The sequence below is a fragment of the Marinobacter oulmenensis genome (assembly GCF_014201735.1).
Classification (GTDB): domain Bacteria; phylum Pseudomonadota; class Gammaproteobacteria; order Pseudomonadales; family Oleiphilaceae; genus Marinobacter; species Marinobacter oulmenensis.
This window is the reverse complement of sequence record NZ_JACHFE010000002.1, coordinates 560,188-574,769: the sequence shown is the minus strand read 5'-3', so window position 1 is coordinate 574,769 and position 14,582 is coordinate 560,188. Positions and strand designations below refer to the sequence as shown.

The 14,582-nt window shown below is 54.9% G+C and carries 12 protein-coding genes and 1 riboswitch; of the genes, 6 read left to right on the top strand and 6 right to left on the bottom strand.

The annotated features are described in order from the left end of the window. Positions 1 to 16 precede the first annotated feature (16 nt). From HNR38_RS05875 to HNR38_RS05850, 6 genes are all read left to right on the top strand, one after another. Positions 17 to 1,183 carry a glycosyltransferase family 4 protein gene (locus HNR38_RS05875; protein ID WP_183700713.1) on the top strand — a complete coding sequence of 389 codons (1,167 nt, stop codon included), beginning with the start codon at positions 17 to 19 and terminating at the stop codon, positions 1,181 to 1,183. After that, positions 1,183 to 2,055, top strand: a complete 873-nt coding sequence (locus HNR38_RS05870) for a glycosyltransferase family A protein (RefSeq protein WP_183700711.1) — start codon at positions 1,183 to 1,185, stop codon at positions 2,053 to 2,055. Before HNR38_RS05875 ends, HNR38_RS05870 begins: the two co-directional genes overlap by 1 nt. Continuing rightward, positions 2,052 to 3,182, top strand: a complete 1,131-nt coding sequence (locus tag HNR38_RS05865; RefSeq protein ID WP_183700709.1) for a glycosyltransferase — start codon at positions 2,052 to 2,054, stop codon at positions 3,180 to 3,182. Before HNR38_RS05870 ends, HNR38_RS05865 begins: the two co-directional genes overlap by 4 nt. 1 nt (position 3,183) lies before the next feature. Further along, complete coding sequence (locus HNR38_RS05860) at positions 3,184 to 4,461, top strand: O-antigen ligase family protein (RefSeq protein WP_183700707.1); 1,278 nt, start codon at positions 3,184 to 3,186, stop codon at positions 4,459 to 4,461. A gap of 146 nt (positions 4,462 to 4,607) precedes the next feature. After that, on the top strand, positions 4,608 to 5,840 hold the full coding sequence (locus tag HNR38_RS05855) for a hypothetical protein (protein ID WP_183700705.1): 1,233 nt from the start codon (positions 4,608 to 4,610) through the stop codon (positions 5,838 to 5,840). Positions 5,841 to 5,912: 72 nt separating this feature from the next. Beyond that, positions 5,913 to 6,944, top strand: coding sequence for an acyltransferase family protein (locus HNR38_RS05850; RefSeq protein ID WP_183700703.1), 1,032 nt, complete (start codon positions 5,913 to 5,915; stop codon positions 6,942 to 6,944). Between the two features lie 7 nt (positions 6,945 to 6,951). Here HNR38_RS05850 and HNR38_RS05845 read toward each other — a convergent pair whose 3' ends face one another. The 6 genes from HNR38_RS05845 to HNR38_RS05820 all read right to left on the bottom strand — a co-directional run bounded on the left by HNR38_RS05845 (position 6,952) and on the right by HNR38_RS05820 (position 14,415). Beyond that, positions 6,952 to 8,391, bottom strand: a complete 1,440-nt coding sequence (locus tag HNR38_RS05845; protein ID WP_183700701.1) for an oligosaccharide flippase family protein — start codon at positions 8,389 to 8,391, stop codon at positions 6,952 to 6,954. Between the two features lie 73 nt (positions 8,392 to 8,464). After that, complete coding sequence (locus HNR38_RS05840) at positions 8,465 to 9,382, bottom strand: glycosyltransferase family 2 protein (protein ID WP_183700699.1); 918 nt, start codon at positions 9,380 to 9,382, stop codon at positions 8,465 to 8,467. Beyond that, on the bottom strand, positions 9,370 to 10,896 hold the full coding sequence (locus tag HNR38_RS05835) for a DUF2264 domain-containing protein (RefSeq protein WP_183700697.1): 1,527 nt from the start codon (positions 10,894 to 10,896) through the stop codon (positions 9,370 to 9,372). Before HNR38_RS05835 ends, HNR38_RS05840 begins: the two co-directional genes overlap by 13 nt. After that, entirely contained in the window at positions 10,893 to 11,969 is a 1,077-nt protein-coding gene (locus HNR38_RS05830; protein ID WP_246362493.1) for a glycosyltransferase, read from the bottom strand. Before HNR38_RS05830 ends, HNR38_RS05835 begins: the two co-directional genes overlap by 4 nt. A gap of 90 nt (positions 11,970 to 12,059) precedes the next feature. Next, entirely contained in the window at positions 12,060 to 13,502 is a 1,443-nt protein-coding gene (locus HNR38_RS05825) for an exosortase/archaeosortase family protein (RefSeq protein WP_183700693.1), read from the bottom strand. Positions 13,503 to 13,614: 112 nt separating this feature from the next. Further along, entirely contained in the window at positions 13,615 to 14,415 is an 801-nt protein-coding gene (locus HNR38_RS05820; protein WP_183700692.1) for a PEP-CTERM sorting domain-containing protein, read from the bottom strand. 29 nt (positions 14,416 to 14,444) lie between these two features. Then, positions 14,445 to 14,524, bottom strand: a riboswitch (cyclic di-GMP riboswitch). Between the last annotated feature and the right edge of the window lie 58 nt (positions 14,525 to 14,582).

Here is a 14,582-nt window from a genome sequence, read left to right as displayed (position 1 = left end):
GGAACAGACGTCGGATATGTCGATTCTCCTTATCAGTGAGATTTTCCCGCCCAGGCACGGCGGCAGCGGTCGCTGGTTTCACGAACTGTACCGGCGGTTGCCGGAGCAGTCGGTGACGATCATTACCGGTATCAACGATACCGGGCGGGATAATGAGCTGGATGCGGGGTTTCCTCAGGTTATCCGACGCATCAACCTGTCCTCCCGGCACTGGGGCCTGCTGAATCTGGCCGGTCTTTTGTTTTATCTGCGTACGCTCTGGCGTGTTTTCAGGCTTCGGCCAAAGGATCTCGCCCAGATCCATTGCGGCAGGGCCATCCCGGAGGGCTTTATCGGGCTTATTCTGGCCCGGCTGCTTGGCAAACCGCTGGTGTGTTATGTCCATGGCGAGGATATTGAGGTTGCCCGTACCAGCCGTGAACTGACCTGGATTGTCCGGAGAGTGCTGGGCGGTGCCGAGCGTCTGGTCTGTAACAGCCTCAATACCCAGTCTTTGCTGACGGATTACTGGCAGGTGCCCCGGGAGAGAATAAGGGTGCTCAATCCGGGAGTGGATGAGCAGACCTTTATCCCGGTCGCGGCTGATACCGGATTCCGGCAACGCTCGGGATGGCAGGGGCGCTTTGTCTGTCTGACGGTGGGGCGTCTTCAGCGACGCAAAGGCCACGACCGAATGATCGAGGCGATCCCGGAGCTGATCCGGGAGGTGCCGGATTTCCTCTACGCCATTGTGGGCCAGGGCGACACTTACCCTGAACTTCAGGCCACGGTCGAGCGCCTGAGTCTGCAGGAGCATGTCCAGTTCCTTCAGGATATAGACGACAGCGACCTGGTGAAATGTTACCAGCAATGCGATCTGTTCATTTTGCCGAACCGAACCGACGGCAATGATATCGAGGGGTTTGGCATGGTTCTGGTGGAAGCCCAGGCTTGCGGCAAACCTGTGATTGCCGGGGATTCCGGAGGCACCTCCGAAACCATGGTACAGGGGCAGACCGGGCTGATTGCCGACTGCACCGATCCTCTCACCATCGCCCGGGCCGTGAGCACAATGCAGCGGGACATGGAACGGGGCGCATTTCAGCCCGATGCCTGCCGTTTGCACGTTCTCGATAACTTCACCTGGTCATCGCACACGCGCAAGGCGCAGGAGCTGTTTCGTGAACTCGGGGGTGTCAGCTAATGGCAGGTTATTCCGTCGTCACCTTTGCCTTTAACGAGGAAGCCAACCTCGGCCAAACCCTGGCCAGCATCCGGGCTGCAACCGACGACGCTTTGGTTAAGGTGACCGTTGTGGCGAACGGCTGTACCGACAAAACCGCCGATGTAGCCCGGCAGGCGATGCAGGCCTGGGAAGTGCCCCACCAGGTGATCGAACTGGCTCTCGGCGACAAGTGCAACGCGTGGAATACCTATGTGTATGATCACTTGCCGGAAGCCGATGTCCACTTCTTCGTGGACAGTGATGTGACTTTTTCCGACCGGGCGTTTCCACAGCTTTATGGCCAGTTGACACAGTCCCCGGGCATGAATGCGGTAACGGGCCTGCCGTGCTCCGGTAGGAATGCGCCGCAATATCTGGAGCTGGCAACCCAATACTCATGCCTCTTCGGTAACCTCTATGGCCTGACCCATGAGTTCCTGCAGCGCCTGAAAGGGCAGGGGATCCGGCTGCCGGTGGGGCTGAGCTGGATCGATGCCCAGATCACCAAGCTGGTGAACGATAATCTGGAATACGCCAAAGACGATTATCGGGGACGAGTGACGTTTGTGGCCGGTGTAGGCTACCGGTTTGAAAGCCTGAAACCGTGGAAACCGGACCATATAAGGCTCTATATCAACCGGATCTGCCGCTACAAGGCAGGGCAGTTGCAGGAACCTTACCTGGATGCCCTGCCGTTTGTGGACTGGCCCGAAACGATGGAGCCGATCAATCGGACGATTCTGGAAAAAGGGCTGAGCCTGCGTTCGCTCGGGAAACTCGCGCCTTTGCGCGCCAGGATTGTCCGGCGGCTTGGCAAAAAGCTGGCATCGCCATCCGGAGCGCCTTCATGAGAGTGCTGTATGTTCATAATGTTGGCAAGATCGGTGGTGCCGAACGGGTCACCCTCGATATCATTGCCGGGCTGGATCCTGCAACTGACCAGCCCCTGCTGGTTACGCCGGAGGACGGAACCTTCCCGGAACAGGCCCGGGCACTGGGGGCCAGTACCCACGTACTGGACATCCGGCAGCCCGACCTGCGACACCCTCTGGCGAGTTTTGCCGGTCATCGGCAATGGCTCCGCTTTCTGGCAGAGCAGCAGATCGACCTGATCCACACCGGGGACCTGTTTGTGACCCGCACGTTGATCCGTGCGGCCAACCGTTACCGGATTCCGTTGGTGTGTCACGTTCATTTTCCGGTGCAGGAGAGTGCGCTGGCCTGGATTTTCCGTACCCAGCCGGTGACCTGCCACTTTGTCTATTGCAGCAAAGACCTCCACGACCATGTCCGTCCCCGGACACGGGCCATACTGCCCCGGGCCGAGCACCACATTATCCATAACGGTGTGGATACCCAACGCTTTGTGCCCTTTGAAGCTGCCAGCCGCTTGCTATCAGACGCCACTTTCAACATTGGCATCATTGCCAACCTCCAGGAACGCAAAGGCCACCAGGATCTGATCGAGGCGATCAGCCTACTTAGACCGGATCACCCGGACATCCGGCTTCATGTTCTGGGTGGCGATCTTTTTGGTGAATCGCGGGAGCCTGCCCTGAGGGAACTGGTGAGCAACCTGGGGCTTGAGGATGTTGTTGTGTTTCACGGCCAGGTCGATAACGTCCGGAACTACCTGAACGAGCTTGATCTGGTGGTCTGCGCCTCCCATGAAGAAGCTTTCCCGATATCCATCCTCGAAGCCATGGCCTGTGGAAAAGCGATTGTATCCACGGATGTTAACGGCATACCTGAGGCGATTGTCGACGGCGAGTCGGGGGTTCTCGTTTCGCCCCGAATGCCTTCCGAGCTCGCTCGTGGCATCGCGCAATTGCTCGGAGATACCGCTCTGACGGAGCATCTGGGGATGGCTGCCCGGAAGCGGGTTGAGCAGAATTTCGCCCTTGATGTTTTTCGGGAAAAGATCGGGGCGCTTTACGGTTGTATGGCCGATCAGGCCCTTCCGGGAAAGGGGAACTGACATGGGCCGGCTTTTACTGCTCCTGCTGATCGTACTCACAGGTCTGTCTCTGTTTTTTGCCCCCTGGCTATCGGGGCTGGCCTATGTATTCAACAGCTTGCTTCAGCCCCAGTACCTGTGGCCATGGATTTTTGATGGTATTCCTATCTACAAGATTACTGCGGGGCTAGCCATTCTCGGTCTGGTATTCGCCAGGCTGCAGGGCAAGGTCAGTCTGGACATCTACAAAAGCCCCCAGAACTACATGTTGATCGGTATCTGGATCTGGATGCACCTTTCCCATCTCCTGTCATCCTTCCCGGATGCGGCGGTGTCAGTTTCACCGCGCGTGGTACTCGATACCATGAATTCAATCTTCATCATGTACTTTGTTCTGCTTCCGTTCTTCAGGGCTGAAAAGCCGCTGAAGTATGTCTGCTACGTCTTCGTCCTGGTTGGCCTCTACTACATCTACTGGTCCAACTCCGCCTACTTCACCCAGCAGTGGCACCTGTTCTCCAATAACCGTCTGAACGGCCCAAGGTTGAGCCCCTATGCTGACGGAAATGCCCTGTCTGTTCTGGTGCTGATGACATTGCCTTTCCTGATTCTGATCTTCCCCAGAATCAAAAGCTGGATGATGAAGGCCATTTTTGCCCTGGTGGTGATTTTTGCTTGGCACTCCCTGATCCTGTTCAGTTCCAGAGCGGCACTGCTTGCCTCCGTCGTCATGATTGTGCTGATTTCGTACATCGTGAGGTCCAGGAAGGTCAATCTGGTCCTCGGCATATCCTTTGCGCTGTTCATTTCCTATCAGGGGGCTCTGGTGCTTAACCGGGCAACAGATACGGTTGAGCACGCCAGCATTGAACCGGAACAACCGATTAACCCGCGCATTGTGTCCTGGACCGTGGGTCTGAAACTGATTCCGGAATATCCGGTGTTCGGAGCAGGGGTGCAGAAATTCGAGGCAGCGTCGCAGGCGCACTTTCCGGGGGAAACTCCACACGTTGCCCATAATACGTTTCTGAATTTCTCGGTTAATTCCGGTGTTATCACCGGCGGACTTTTCCTGGCACTGATCTTCACCGTCTTCCGGCGGTTTCGCAGAATGCGAGCCACCGCGTATGAGGCACTGGATTTTTCAAGCTATGTGCTTTTGTCATCCTCGATTTCCGTGCTGACTTTTTTCGTATGCTCGATATTTCTAGACCTCGTCATTTTTGAGCCGTTCTATCTCATGCTGATGATCAATCTCGTGGCTTGGGAGCGATGGGTTGATTCCAAACAGGAGAACTAAAAAGGGCGTTCCTTCTGAGACTGTATAACTCAGGTGCTGTCATTCGATAAAAATATACACAAGAGTGTCGGTCCCGACTGAAAACACAGGCATTACACGAGGCATTGACTATACTTTTTCTGCTATCTGGACATGGGAGAGTCACCATGAAAAAGAGCATCTTTATTGGCCTGCTGCTGGTTTGGGGGGCTCCATTGACCTCGGTTGCTGAGGGGCTTTTTTCGATCAGTGACCTGTCCTACGAGGGCGCGACACGGATTTCTCTGGGAACCTATGGCGACAGTCGCATTGCCTACACGGAGGGCACCTTTACCGTTTCCGAGGCCCGAAATTCGATTTACGTGGTAGGGCATTCGCAGCACCAGGCAATCGCCGAGTTCACTTTGCCGAAGCTGTCGGGTAGCCGTCAGCTTGCGGATCTCCCCATCGCGCAGAATCGGCAGCCTTTTGTGACCTTTCTGGACAGGATGCCCACGGGGAATCCCGATAACATTAATCGTATAACCGGACTTCGGTACAGCGATCAGAAGCTCATTGTTAATGGTATCCAGTATTACGATGGTGAAGGCAATAACACCGACACCACATTTGTTATTGAAGATGCGTCGGCATTGTCGAAAAGCCCTGTAACTGGCTTCCTGAAGCTTGAGGCAAGAGCCCACGCCGCTGGATGGATGACAGACCTGCCGCCAACCTATCGGGACCTGTTTGAAGGCGACATGATTTTTGGGTATGCCAGCAACTACGCCATTAATTCGAGAAGCTCAATGGGCCCCAGCGCCTTCGGTGTCAGCTTGAAGCGGGTTCTGGATAGTCAGCCGGGAGATACGATTCCGGCTTTCCCACTGATTGACTATTCCATTGATAATCCTATTGCTGAGGATCTTTACAATAAATCCGGTCAGAACGATCTCTGGACAGAGGTTTCCGCCGCCTATATCGGGTTTGTTGTCCCTGAAACAGATACGTACGCCGTATTCGGGACCTCCGGAGGCCATAATTCCGGCATCGGCTATAAGATCACCCAGGACAACGGCCACCTCTGTGGTGGCCCTTGTCCGTATGAGGCAGCCGATGTCTATAATTACTACTGGTTCTTTGATATCAACGAGATGGCTGCCGTAGCCCGGGGCGAAAGGCGCCCATACGAGGTCAGACCCTACGAATACGGTGAAATAAAGCTTCCGTTCCAGGAGCAGTCGTCGGTTCCAAAGACTATCGTTGGAGCCAGCTTCAGCTCGGAGTCCAACCGGCTTTACCTGATGCTTAATCGCGCTGATCAGATTCAGAGCCGCTATGAAAGTGCACCCGTTATTCTGGCGTATTCCCTGGGGTTGGGAAGCCGGCCCAAACCTCCGTCTTTAATCCAGACTCAATAAAACAATGGCCTTTGGGTACAGGGGGCTGCCGGCTACAACCGACTTGCCGTGCCTAAGGGACGCAAAGAACAGATGAGTGGACGTTTAACCTCTTTAGATGTTTTGCGCAGCCTGGCCATCATTCTGGTCATGACAGCGCACATCATCCTGGGTTTCGGCGCTCCGGCCTCATTGGCACCACTTCAACTCGGAGGGATCGGTGTCGATTTGTTTTTTGTTTTGTCCGGTTGGTTGCTTGGCGGTCAACTGTTCAGGGAGGTGGCCAATACCAACTCGATTGATATCCGACGGTTCTGGTACCGACGTTGGATCCGAACACTGCCTGCCTACTATGCTGTGCTGGGGTTTGTCAGTTTTCAGCAACTGATAACGAAGGAAAACTGGCATCTGCCGCTTGATTACCTTGTTTTTGTCCAGAACTACAACCAGCCCTTTGAAATCTTCCACGTTAGCTGGTCCCTGGCGGTCGAGGAGCAGTTTTATCTGCTTGTCGCTCCGGTTGTCTTCCTGATCTGGCGTTTCAGACCCTCTGTCAGACTGGCAATTTTGCTGGCATTTCTGGCCACCCCGGGGATTTTTCGTTTATTGGGCTGGTATGACAACGAATACCAGACCCATATTCGTATTGATGGTTGTATCGCAGGAGTACTGCTCGCTTACCTGAAAAATCAGCATGTGGATGTATGGCGGTTTCTCGAAAAACACTCGGCGGCCCTGTTTGGCCTTTCAACCGTTATGTTTGCGCTCTATTTTTTCCAGCGTTATGTCCCGCTGCCGTTGATATCGGATCCCGATATCATTGAGAGGGCGCTGGTGTTCTCGGGTTGGCTCGTGTTTGCCGTCACAACCTCCGGTAAGGCGTACTGGCATATTCCCGGTGCCCACTATATTGCGACAAGATCCTACGCTTTGTACCTGCTGCATCCGGAAGCCATTGCCCTGATTAACCGGCTGGACCTGCCTGTACCGTTTCTTATCTATTATGGCCTGGTTTTCGGACTGTCCCTGATGATCGCTGAGGTGCTCTACCGTACAGTGGAATTGCCCTTCCTCAGCCTCCGCGACAGGATTGTGCCGGCAAAGACGGTCAGGGTCAGCAGTTGACCCCAGACTATTTTCGTAGCAGCGACCGACTGATTTTGCCGAACAGCTTGCGCTCCCGACTGCCGAAAACAAACAGATAGGAACCACCACAAGCCACAATGAGAAAAAGGCCGGCGTACAGGCCATTCAGGATGATGCTTGGAAGGGTGCCGCTGCTGGTGATCAGATGATCGGCCGTCCACCCGGTGATGGTTACACCGAGAACGCACAGACCGGAGAAATACAGGGTATTACCCAGAGGGGTAGCTGCCATGGTCCTGCGGTAGGCATAGACATACAGTGCAATGGATAGAACGATCTCCATCAACACCTTGATGAGAATGAAGTTTTCAATGGAAAGGTCGGCGGCCAGAATCAGGACCAGGCCAATGATTGTGGTGCTGATCAGTTCGTAGATGAAAATATAGTTTGTCCGGTTGGCCACCATCAGTATCCGGAAGGACTGGTTGATAAAAACAAAAGGAATGGTCAGCAGGGCAAAGTAACTGAAGAGTGTGCTGAACGGTGTCCATTGGTCGCCCAGTACAAGCTGGACGATGGGCTCGGCTGTCACATAGAGAAAACCGACCACAGTGGCCGCGAGAATCGCAATCAGGCGGAAGGTGAGATCCGACTGGTAACGGAACTCGCGAACGTCGTCTCCTACCTTGCCCAGTTCCACGTGCAGAGGTTCCATCAATGGCGACAGAAACTGCAACATGGGGATGGAGGCAAAATATTTCATGTTGTTGTATGCGCCCAGTTCGGACTGCCCGTAATGCGCGCTGACCAGCAAGGTGTCCAGATGATTGCGGAAATATCCGAGCATGGACCGGGGGATCAACCACTTTGAAAAATGCCACTGCTCCGGGATTTTCCGGAAACACAGGCTTGGTCGGTAACCGGAAACTCGGTAGGACATGACCGTCAGGAAGAGTTCGGCGAAGACCTGCGCGAGAATGATGCTCCAGTAGCTTTCATAGATGTAGGCGATCGGTATCGAGATGAACAGCGCAGCCACCTTGGCTGCAACAAAGAGTTTGACCACTACTTCGTATCGTTGTCGCCGCTTGAAGATCATGAACACCGGGTTTTTGAGTGCCTCAAGGACAATGGTGCTGCCGGTCACAGCGATGATCAGCGTCAGCTCCGGTTGGTTCTGGAAATTTGCGATCAGAGGGGCTGCCAGACACATGAAGAGAAACGCCCCGGATTTCAGAATCAGGTCCAGCGTCCAGGATGAATTGAGGTCAGCCCGCCTGATTCGTTTCTGCTGGAGAATGTAAGCCTCGGTGCTGGCGTCACAGAGGGTCTGTGCGAACCAGAGCACCAGCATGGCTTTGGCGACGATACCGAAATCCTCGGGGGTGAGAAGGCGTGCCAGAATGATCGTGCTGACAATGCCGATAAGTCGTTGCGCCAGGCGTTGCAATACCAGTAGCGAGGAACTCTTGAGAACACGGATCATAGGCCGCCAAGCCCGGCACCGGAGAACGGCATAGCCATTCCTTCTGGATAATGCATGTCAGGCCTCTCCCCGGTCACGACGATTGATGCTGGTATTGCGCAACAATGCGATATGCATCGCTGTCCGTAATAGTGTCATGGCGCCGCTTTTTCCCATCCTGCCGGTAGGTTCTACCGGCATCTTTCAGTGCCCGGATGACGGCGCCGGTCCAATAAGCTTTCGTCAACAGCAGTTGCCTCCCCGGCAGGCAGTACTTCATTAAGACGTAGAAGTGTCGTGGAAAATGGATCAGTTTCTGCGGATACCGGCGATGCAGCGCCCACAGGATATGGTTGTGGTAAGAGCCGTAGTACCAGTCAATGCCCCTGGCTGCCTGGTTTTCACAACCACCTTCGGCAGGGGCCCGGTGGAAGACCCTTGCGTCTGCGCCAACCGCCAGCCTTCCGAAATGGTCGGAGACATGTTCGGCGATTTCCCAGTCGATCGGGGCAAAGGGTTTGATAAAACTGGATACGCTGCCGGCGTCTAGGAAAACCTGCCGTCGGAAAGAGCAGTTAACGCCGGCCAGAGTAACAGCCCTGCCATTGCGTTCTGACGGGATCCAGGGACGGTTTTCTGAGCCGGCATAGTAGGCGCCGGCAACGCCCACAATGTCGGGCTTTTCTTCATAGTGTTGCCGGTGGATATCAATCAGGTTGTCATGGATATCGATGTCATCATCGAGAAAAAGCACGATCTCCCCGGTGGCGAGTTTTGCCGCTGTATTCCAGGCCAATGGCAGTGATGGGATCCGGCAATGCACGTAACGGGCATTTACTCTACCAAGAATACCGTCAAGCTGTTGCTGGTATTCTTCGGGCGCATAGCTGTTCGACTGGTCGAAGACGATCAGCTCACAGTTTTCGTCCATGATTGCCACCACCTGGGGCAGGGTGAGGAGCAGGTCCTGGAGCCTGTTATAGGTGGGTATAATGATGGTCACGGTGCGCATCTACGGTTCCCTGGTGTTGGTGAGTCCGTGCTTTGCTCAAAAAAAGGTTTGGCGGAGTAGTACTCGGGCTGTTGATACTTTGCCTCGTAGTTCTCGATTCTTAGCGGCCGTTTCAGGAGCCTCTGCAACTGCCTGCGCAACACTGACATTCGCCTGAATGGCGGTGGGCCTGGCCTGTTTCGACTATCTTTGTTCCTGCTATTGAAGGCTACCGTGATGTCCCCGGTGGCTTTTTCGCCGATAACGGTGGCATTGATGCTTCCAACCGAGATCCGGTAATCCGCCTTTTCAACGGGTAACGAGCCTGGTTCCCCGCACCAGAATTCGTGGTCTGGTGGCAGAAGGAATGCCAGAGCCAGGGACCGCAGAGACCAGAACGGACTGGCTCTGCCGCTGTAGTTTTCCAGAAGATCCTCGTCGTCACCATGGTAGCCTTGGCTGATCCCTCCACTGCGCAGGGCGCCGTGCTTTATAAAATACAGCCATGTAGTTTCCAGCGCCCGTCGGGCGATGGAGCTCCAGGACGCAGGTGATCGATGGGCCATGATGATTAACGGGGTGGCCGCTGCCAGGCGATAGCAACAACTCCGCCCAAAGATGGGAATTCCCTCAGTTCCGATAAAGTACTGATAATTTGAGGCAAACTCTGAGAACACGCCATTCAGAAAGTCAGGATCCGTGGATGGGGCGATCCGGTCCAGCCAGAACAGCATGTACTGCATCTGCCAGACATTGTAGTAATCAATGGCGCCACCCATGCCATCGGTAAACCAGCCCTCCCCAACATAGAAGGACTTGAACTCACGGTAGTCATCTGCGATATCGCGCTCCAGACCTTCCCAGCCGAAATCCCGAAGAACAGCGTTAACGATTATCCGGAACAGCAACCAGTTGCCGCCGTAGATCTGTTTTCCGTTGATCTGGCTGATCCATGAAAGAGCCTGATCAAGTTGCCTTCCAGTGAGCTCCGTGTGGAGCTGGTCCTTCAGTAGCCAAAGGACGAGGCCTATATCTGCAGCTTCGACGATCCGCTGGTCCAGGTCTGTGATATCTCCCCAGTATTCCGGGGATTCTGGCTGGGTCCCGGCCTTCAGACCATGCAGCAGATGCTTTTTCAGATTGAACGGGTTTCCGTTGGGCAGGGACACTGTTTCCGGTCGCCCGGACGCCACCCACGTTGCCAGCAATGGGGCCGTCCTGGCGTAGCCCTCCAGGCCTTCGATTACGCTGCCTCTGGAACCGGAGACTCCGGGGTAGATAATGCGGGCATGGTGCGGGCTACGGTAGGCATCTATCCCCATGAGCAGATATTCAAGGATTGCCTGGTAGTCCGATTCCCTCAGGTGTTCTTTTGAGGTGGAGGCCAGCAGTTCTTTGTCGTACTGGCCAAAGGATTCGGGTATCTGGACGTCAAGGGACCATTGATCAACAGGCTTTACCCGCGTTCTGATCAGGTGACGCACCGCTACGATAGCAACCGTACTGGCCGTGAACAGTATCAGCACATGGATCATCGCCCCACCAGATAGAGAGATTGATACTGATCAGCCATCTGACGGGCTGAGAATCTTTGCTGGAAGCGTTTCCAGGCCGATGTCGTCATCTGACGTTTCGCTTCCGGATCATCGAGCAGAGTTTTCACTGCCTTGAGCAACCCGTCCTCGTCCCCGCTGTCGAACAGAAAGCCGGTTTTTTCGTGCTCGACGATTTCCGGCGTTCCGCCAACGCGACTGGCAATAACAGGAACGCCCAGGCTCATCGCTTCCAGTAGCGTCATCGAAGTCCCTTCGGTAAAGGAGGGCAGGAGAAAAACGTCCATCAAGCCCAGATAGTCAGCGGGATTCTCCTGGAAGCCGGTGAATACAACCGACTTCTCCAGGGACAGTTCCCGCGCCTGTGTCTCCAGTTTCTCCCGTTCCGGGCCGTCACCCACAAGGAGCAGGCGGACAGGATAGCCCTCATCCCGAAGTCTTCGTGTGGCTGTAAGCAAGAGGGCCTGGTTTTTTACCGGGTCTAGTCGGGCAACGGTGCCGAGCACGATATCATCCGGAGTAAGCTGCAATTCGGCCCGAATCTGCCTCTCCCTGTCGGGATTCCGTGATGGTGGTTCTATACCGTTGTAGATAACCTGAATTTTCGAGGGTGGCATGTATTCGTACTCAGCAAGAGCCTCTCTGGTGGCTTCCGATATGGCCACCAGGGCATGGCTGCTCCTGGCAATAAACGGATTGATGAAGCGCGCTTTTTTGCGATGGCGGTCAGGGTGAAAACGACCGTGTTCGGTGAACACCATGCGGGTGCCGGTCATCCAGTGTGCCAGCCATGCATAAAGAAACGGCGAATACTGATGGCCGTGAACAACATCAAACTTGCCCTTCCTGATGATTCCGTGGAGCCACCGCACCAGAGCCTTATCAAAACCGGGCTTTCGTTGTTTGGCATGGATTACGATGCCCCTGTCCCGGGCAAGCTGTTGGCCGATTTCACCCGGCCCACCGTCAATACAGGCGATCTCACATTCGAAACAGTCGGGTGCCAGGTTGCCGATGAGCTGGCGGATTACCTGCTCCGTGCCGCCAAATCCCATGTTGAAGGTGACGTGAAGTATCCGGATTCGGCGTTCCATGGTTGATGTGGTTCCTTGTTCCCTGAACAGACTGCATCCCAGAAGTGTAGGCTATGATCCGTTTTCTGCGGCTATCTGACGCTGGATTTTATCGGTGGTGGTGACGAGGGCTTTTTCTGCCTTGTCGCAGTCCAGCCGTTCACAGGGCACCTGGATCGTGACCAGGGCAAACCGTGATTCACGCTTCAGTGCCGCGGGGATTTGCAGAAGCTTTGCTTTGCGATAATCCCAGCTTTGGACGTTTCCGACCTGATACCACTGGGCCAGGGCGACCTGCTCTCTGGAGACAATGTTGCGATAGATAAAATGTCCCGGCTGAATCTCGCGCTCTACGTGCCAGATGGACCGGTCAAACATGGGTGGCAGGTAGGGAACGAGTTTCTCGTCCGGCCGGCTTTTCTGGTGCTGGGCCATAACTACCCAAAGTTCGTCTGACTGCCAGGCCGTCCGTTCCAGGCTGGCGGGAAGGGACATGGGGATTGGCGAAGTGTCAGCGGCGGCGGGCTTAAAATCCGCTAGAGCGAGGGTCCATTTATTGTTATTGGAACTGCCGGTCTGAATCACTGTGAGTGCGAGTGGGCCGATTAACACGGCAATGACGATGGCTGCAATTCCGGAGCGCAGGGGGGAAATGGAAATATGCTCTGATCCCTCTTTAGCGCTCCTTCGGCGTGCCGGAGAGAAATACAGTGCGGGTAACATGAAGGCTGCGAATACCACCCAGCCCATGGTTTCATGGTCGGTCATGATGCCGCTTTGCATGTCCGTCTGGTAGGCAATCACTACCAGTATGGTAATTCGTACCCAGTTGGCAATGAGTCCCAGGGTCGCGGCGATCGCGATCGTGGCAAGCCAGCCTCTCCAACGATAGTCGTTGAGGATGGATATCATCATTCCCAGAAGGATGGAAATCGCAAAATACCGGATACCGGAGCAGCCATCGGCAATCAGCAGGCGGCCATAGGGCAGGGTGATGCTGTTCCCTTCAATCAGTGCCGTCATCCCGAACCAGTGTACCCAGGTGCCCACCACGCTGCTGGCCAGCGACACCAGCAATGGCACCAGGTCGGCCCAGATGGGCAGCGACAATGACAAAAGCAGAACATAAGGGAGAAAAACGAGCGTGCGGGCGAATCCCATTAACGCCCAACTGGTAAACAGAAGGCCGGGAGGAAGCAGAAGGTAGGCCAGTGTGTCGATGCGCACCAGCTCGAGTATAGCCCAGGCCAGTGTTGTCAGAATCAGAAACAGGGCGCCAGCCCATGAAACGAATGAGCGCGGCTGAATGTGATTCGAGGGTGGCTGTGGCGGGTGAATGACCAGCAGGCCCAGGTAGATAATAAAAGTGGCCAGTCCATGGGCCAGCACCTGTTCGAACTGAAGCCATTGAACGGCGAGACGATACCAACCGGGGAAAAACAGTCCGATGGCCACAACTGTAACGACCAGATAGGGCCGGGAAAGCGGGAGTCTGTCCAGTGTTGTCCTTAACATGGTCTCTTGCCGGGCTGCCATTGTGAACCAATAGCATTATTGTTATTAAGGCCCCGAAAACACAAGAAAAAAGCCAGCCGAAGCTGGCTTTTCTGTCGGGGCGGCTGGGAGCTTATGCCCGCTGACGGCGGCGTGCGGCGCCCAGACCAGCCAGACCCAGACCCAGCAGGGCCAGAGTGCCGGGCTCGGGGACCGGAACCACGCTCTCAACCATCACTACGAAGTCGCTGAAATCACCATCGTAGTTCGGGTTGCTGGTTTTCATGTCTTCCCAGGCGAGAATGAACTCGTTTTCGGAGAAGGTGTCGTAGTCATTGCCACCGAAAATATCCATTTCAGTGACGCCGTCGCCCCGATAAGTGACCATCTGGTCGTCGCCACCATTCTTGTCGCGTTCGGAGTAGAGGGTGCCGTCGCCGGAATCCAGATAGTAACCGAAAGTGTCGCTGCTGAAGGTTGCAGATTCGGAGTACCAGATGCCACCGAGATACCATTGTTTGAGAACGCTGAACTCGCCAACAGAGTCATTCTGGAGGAAGCTGAGGTTCATTTTCGGCGAGCAGGTAGTGTCTGCAGTGCCGCAGCTACCACCAACCGTTCCCAACCAGGTGTCCCAGTCTTCGCCGAATATTTCCAGTTTGTTGGAGGCGTTGTTGACGTCGTAGATACCGAAGCTGGCATCACCTTCCCAATCAGCAATCTCAAAAATGAGACGACTGGCTGAGGCTCCAGTAGCGGTAATTTCCCACTTTTCATCCGGTGAGTACTGGCCTGTGTTGACATCATAGAAGCTGCCACCCTGGGTCAGGTCGTCAAGTCCGTCCTGCAGGGATGAGCCACTAACCGTTGTGGCGCCGGCGGACATCGCGAATGTGCCCAGACCCAGCGCTGCAATTGCGTATCTCAGTTTCATGTTGAGATTCTCCTGTTTATAAGGTTTTTCCGCGCAACCAGGCCGTCTCATTTCCGTGAGATCCTTGGCTTTCCGTCCCATCCTCACGAATGGTTTGGCATCAGGACGGGATTGTTCCCATTCCTTACCAATAGTTAAGCGATAACCGTGCCAGTTTTTAAGTTGTT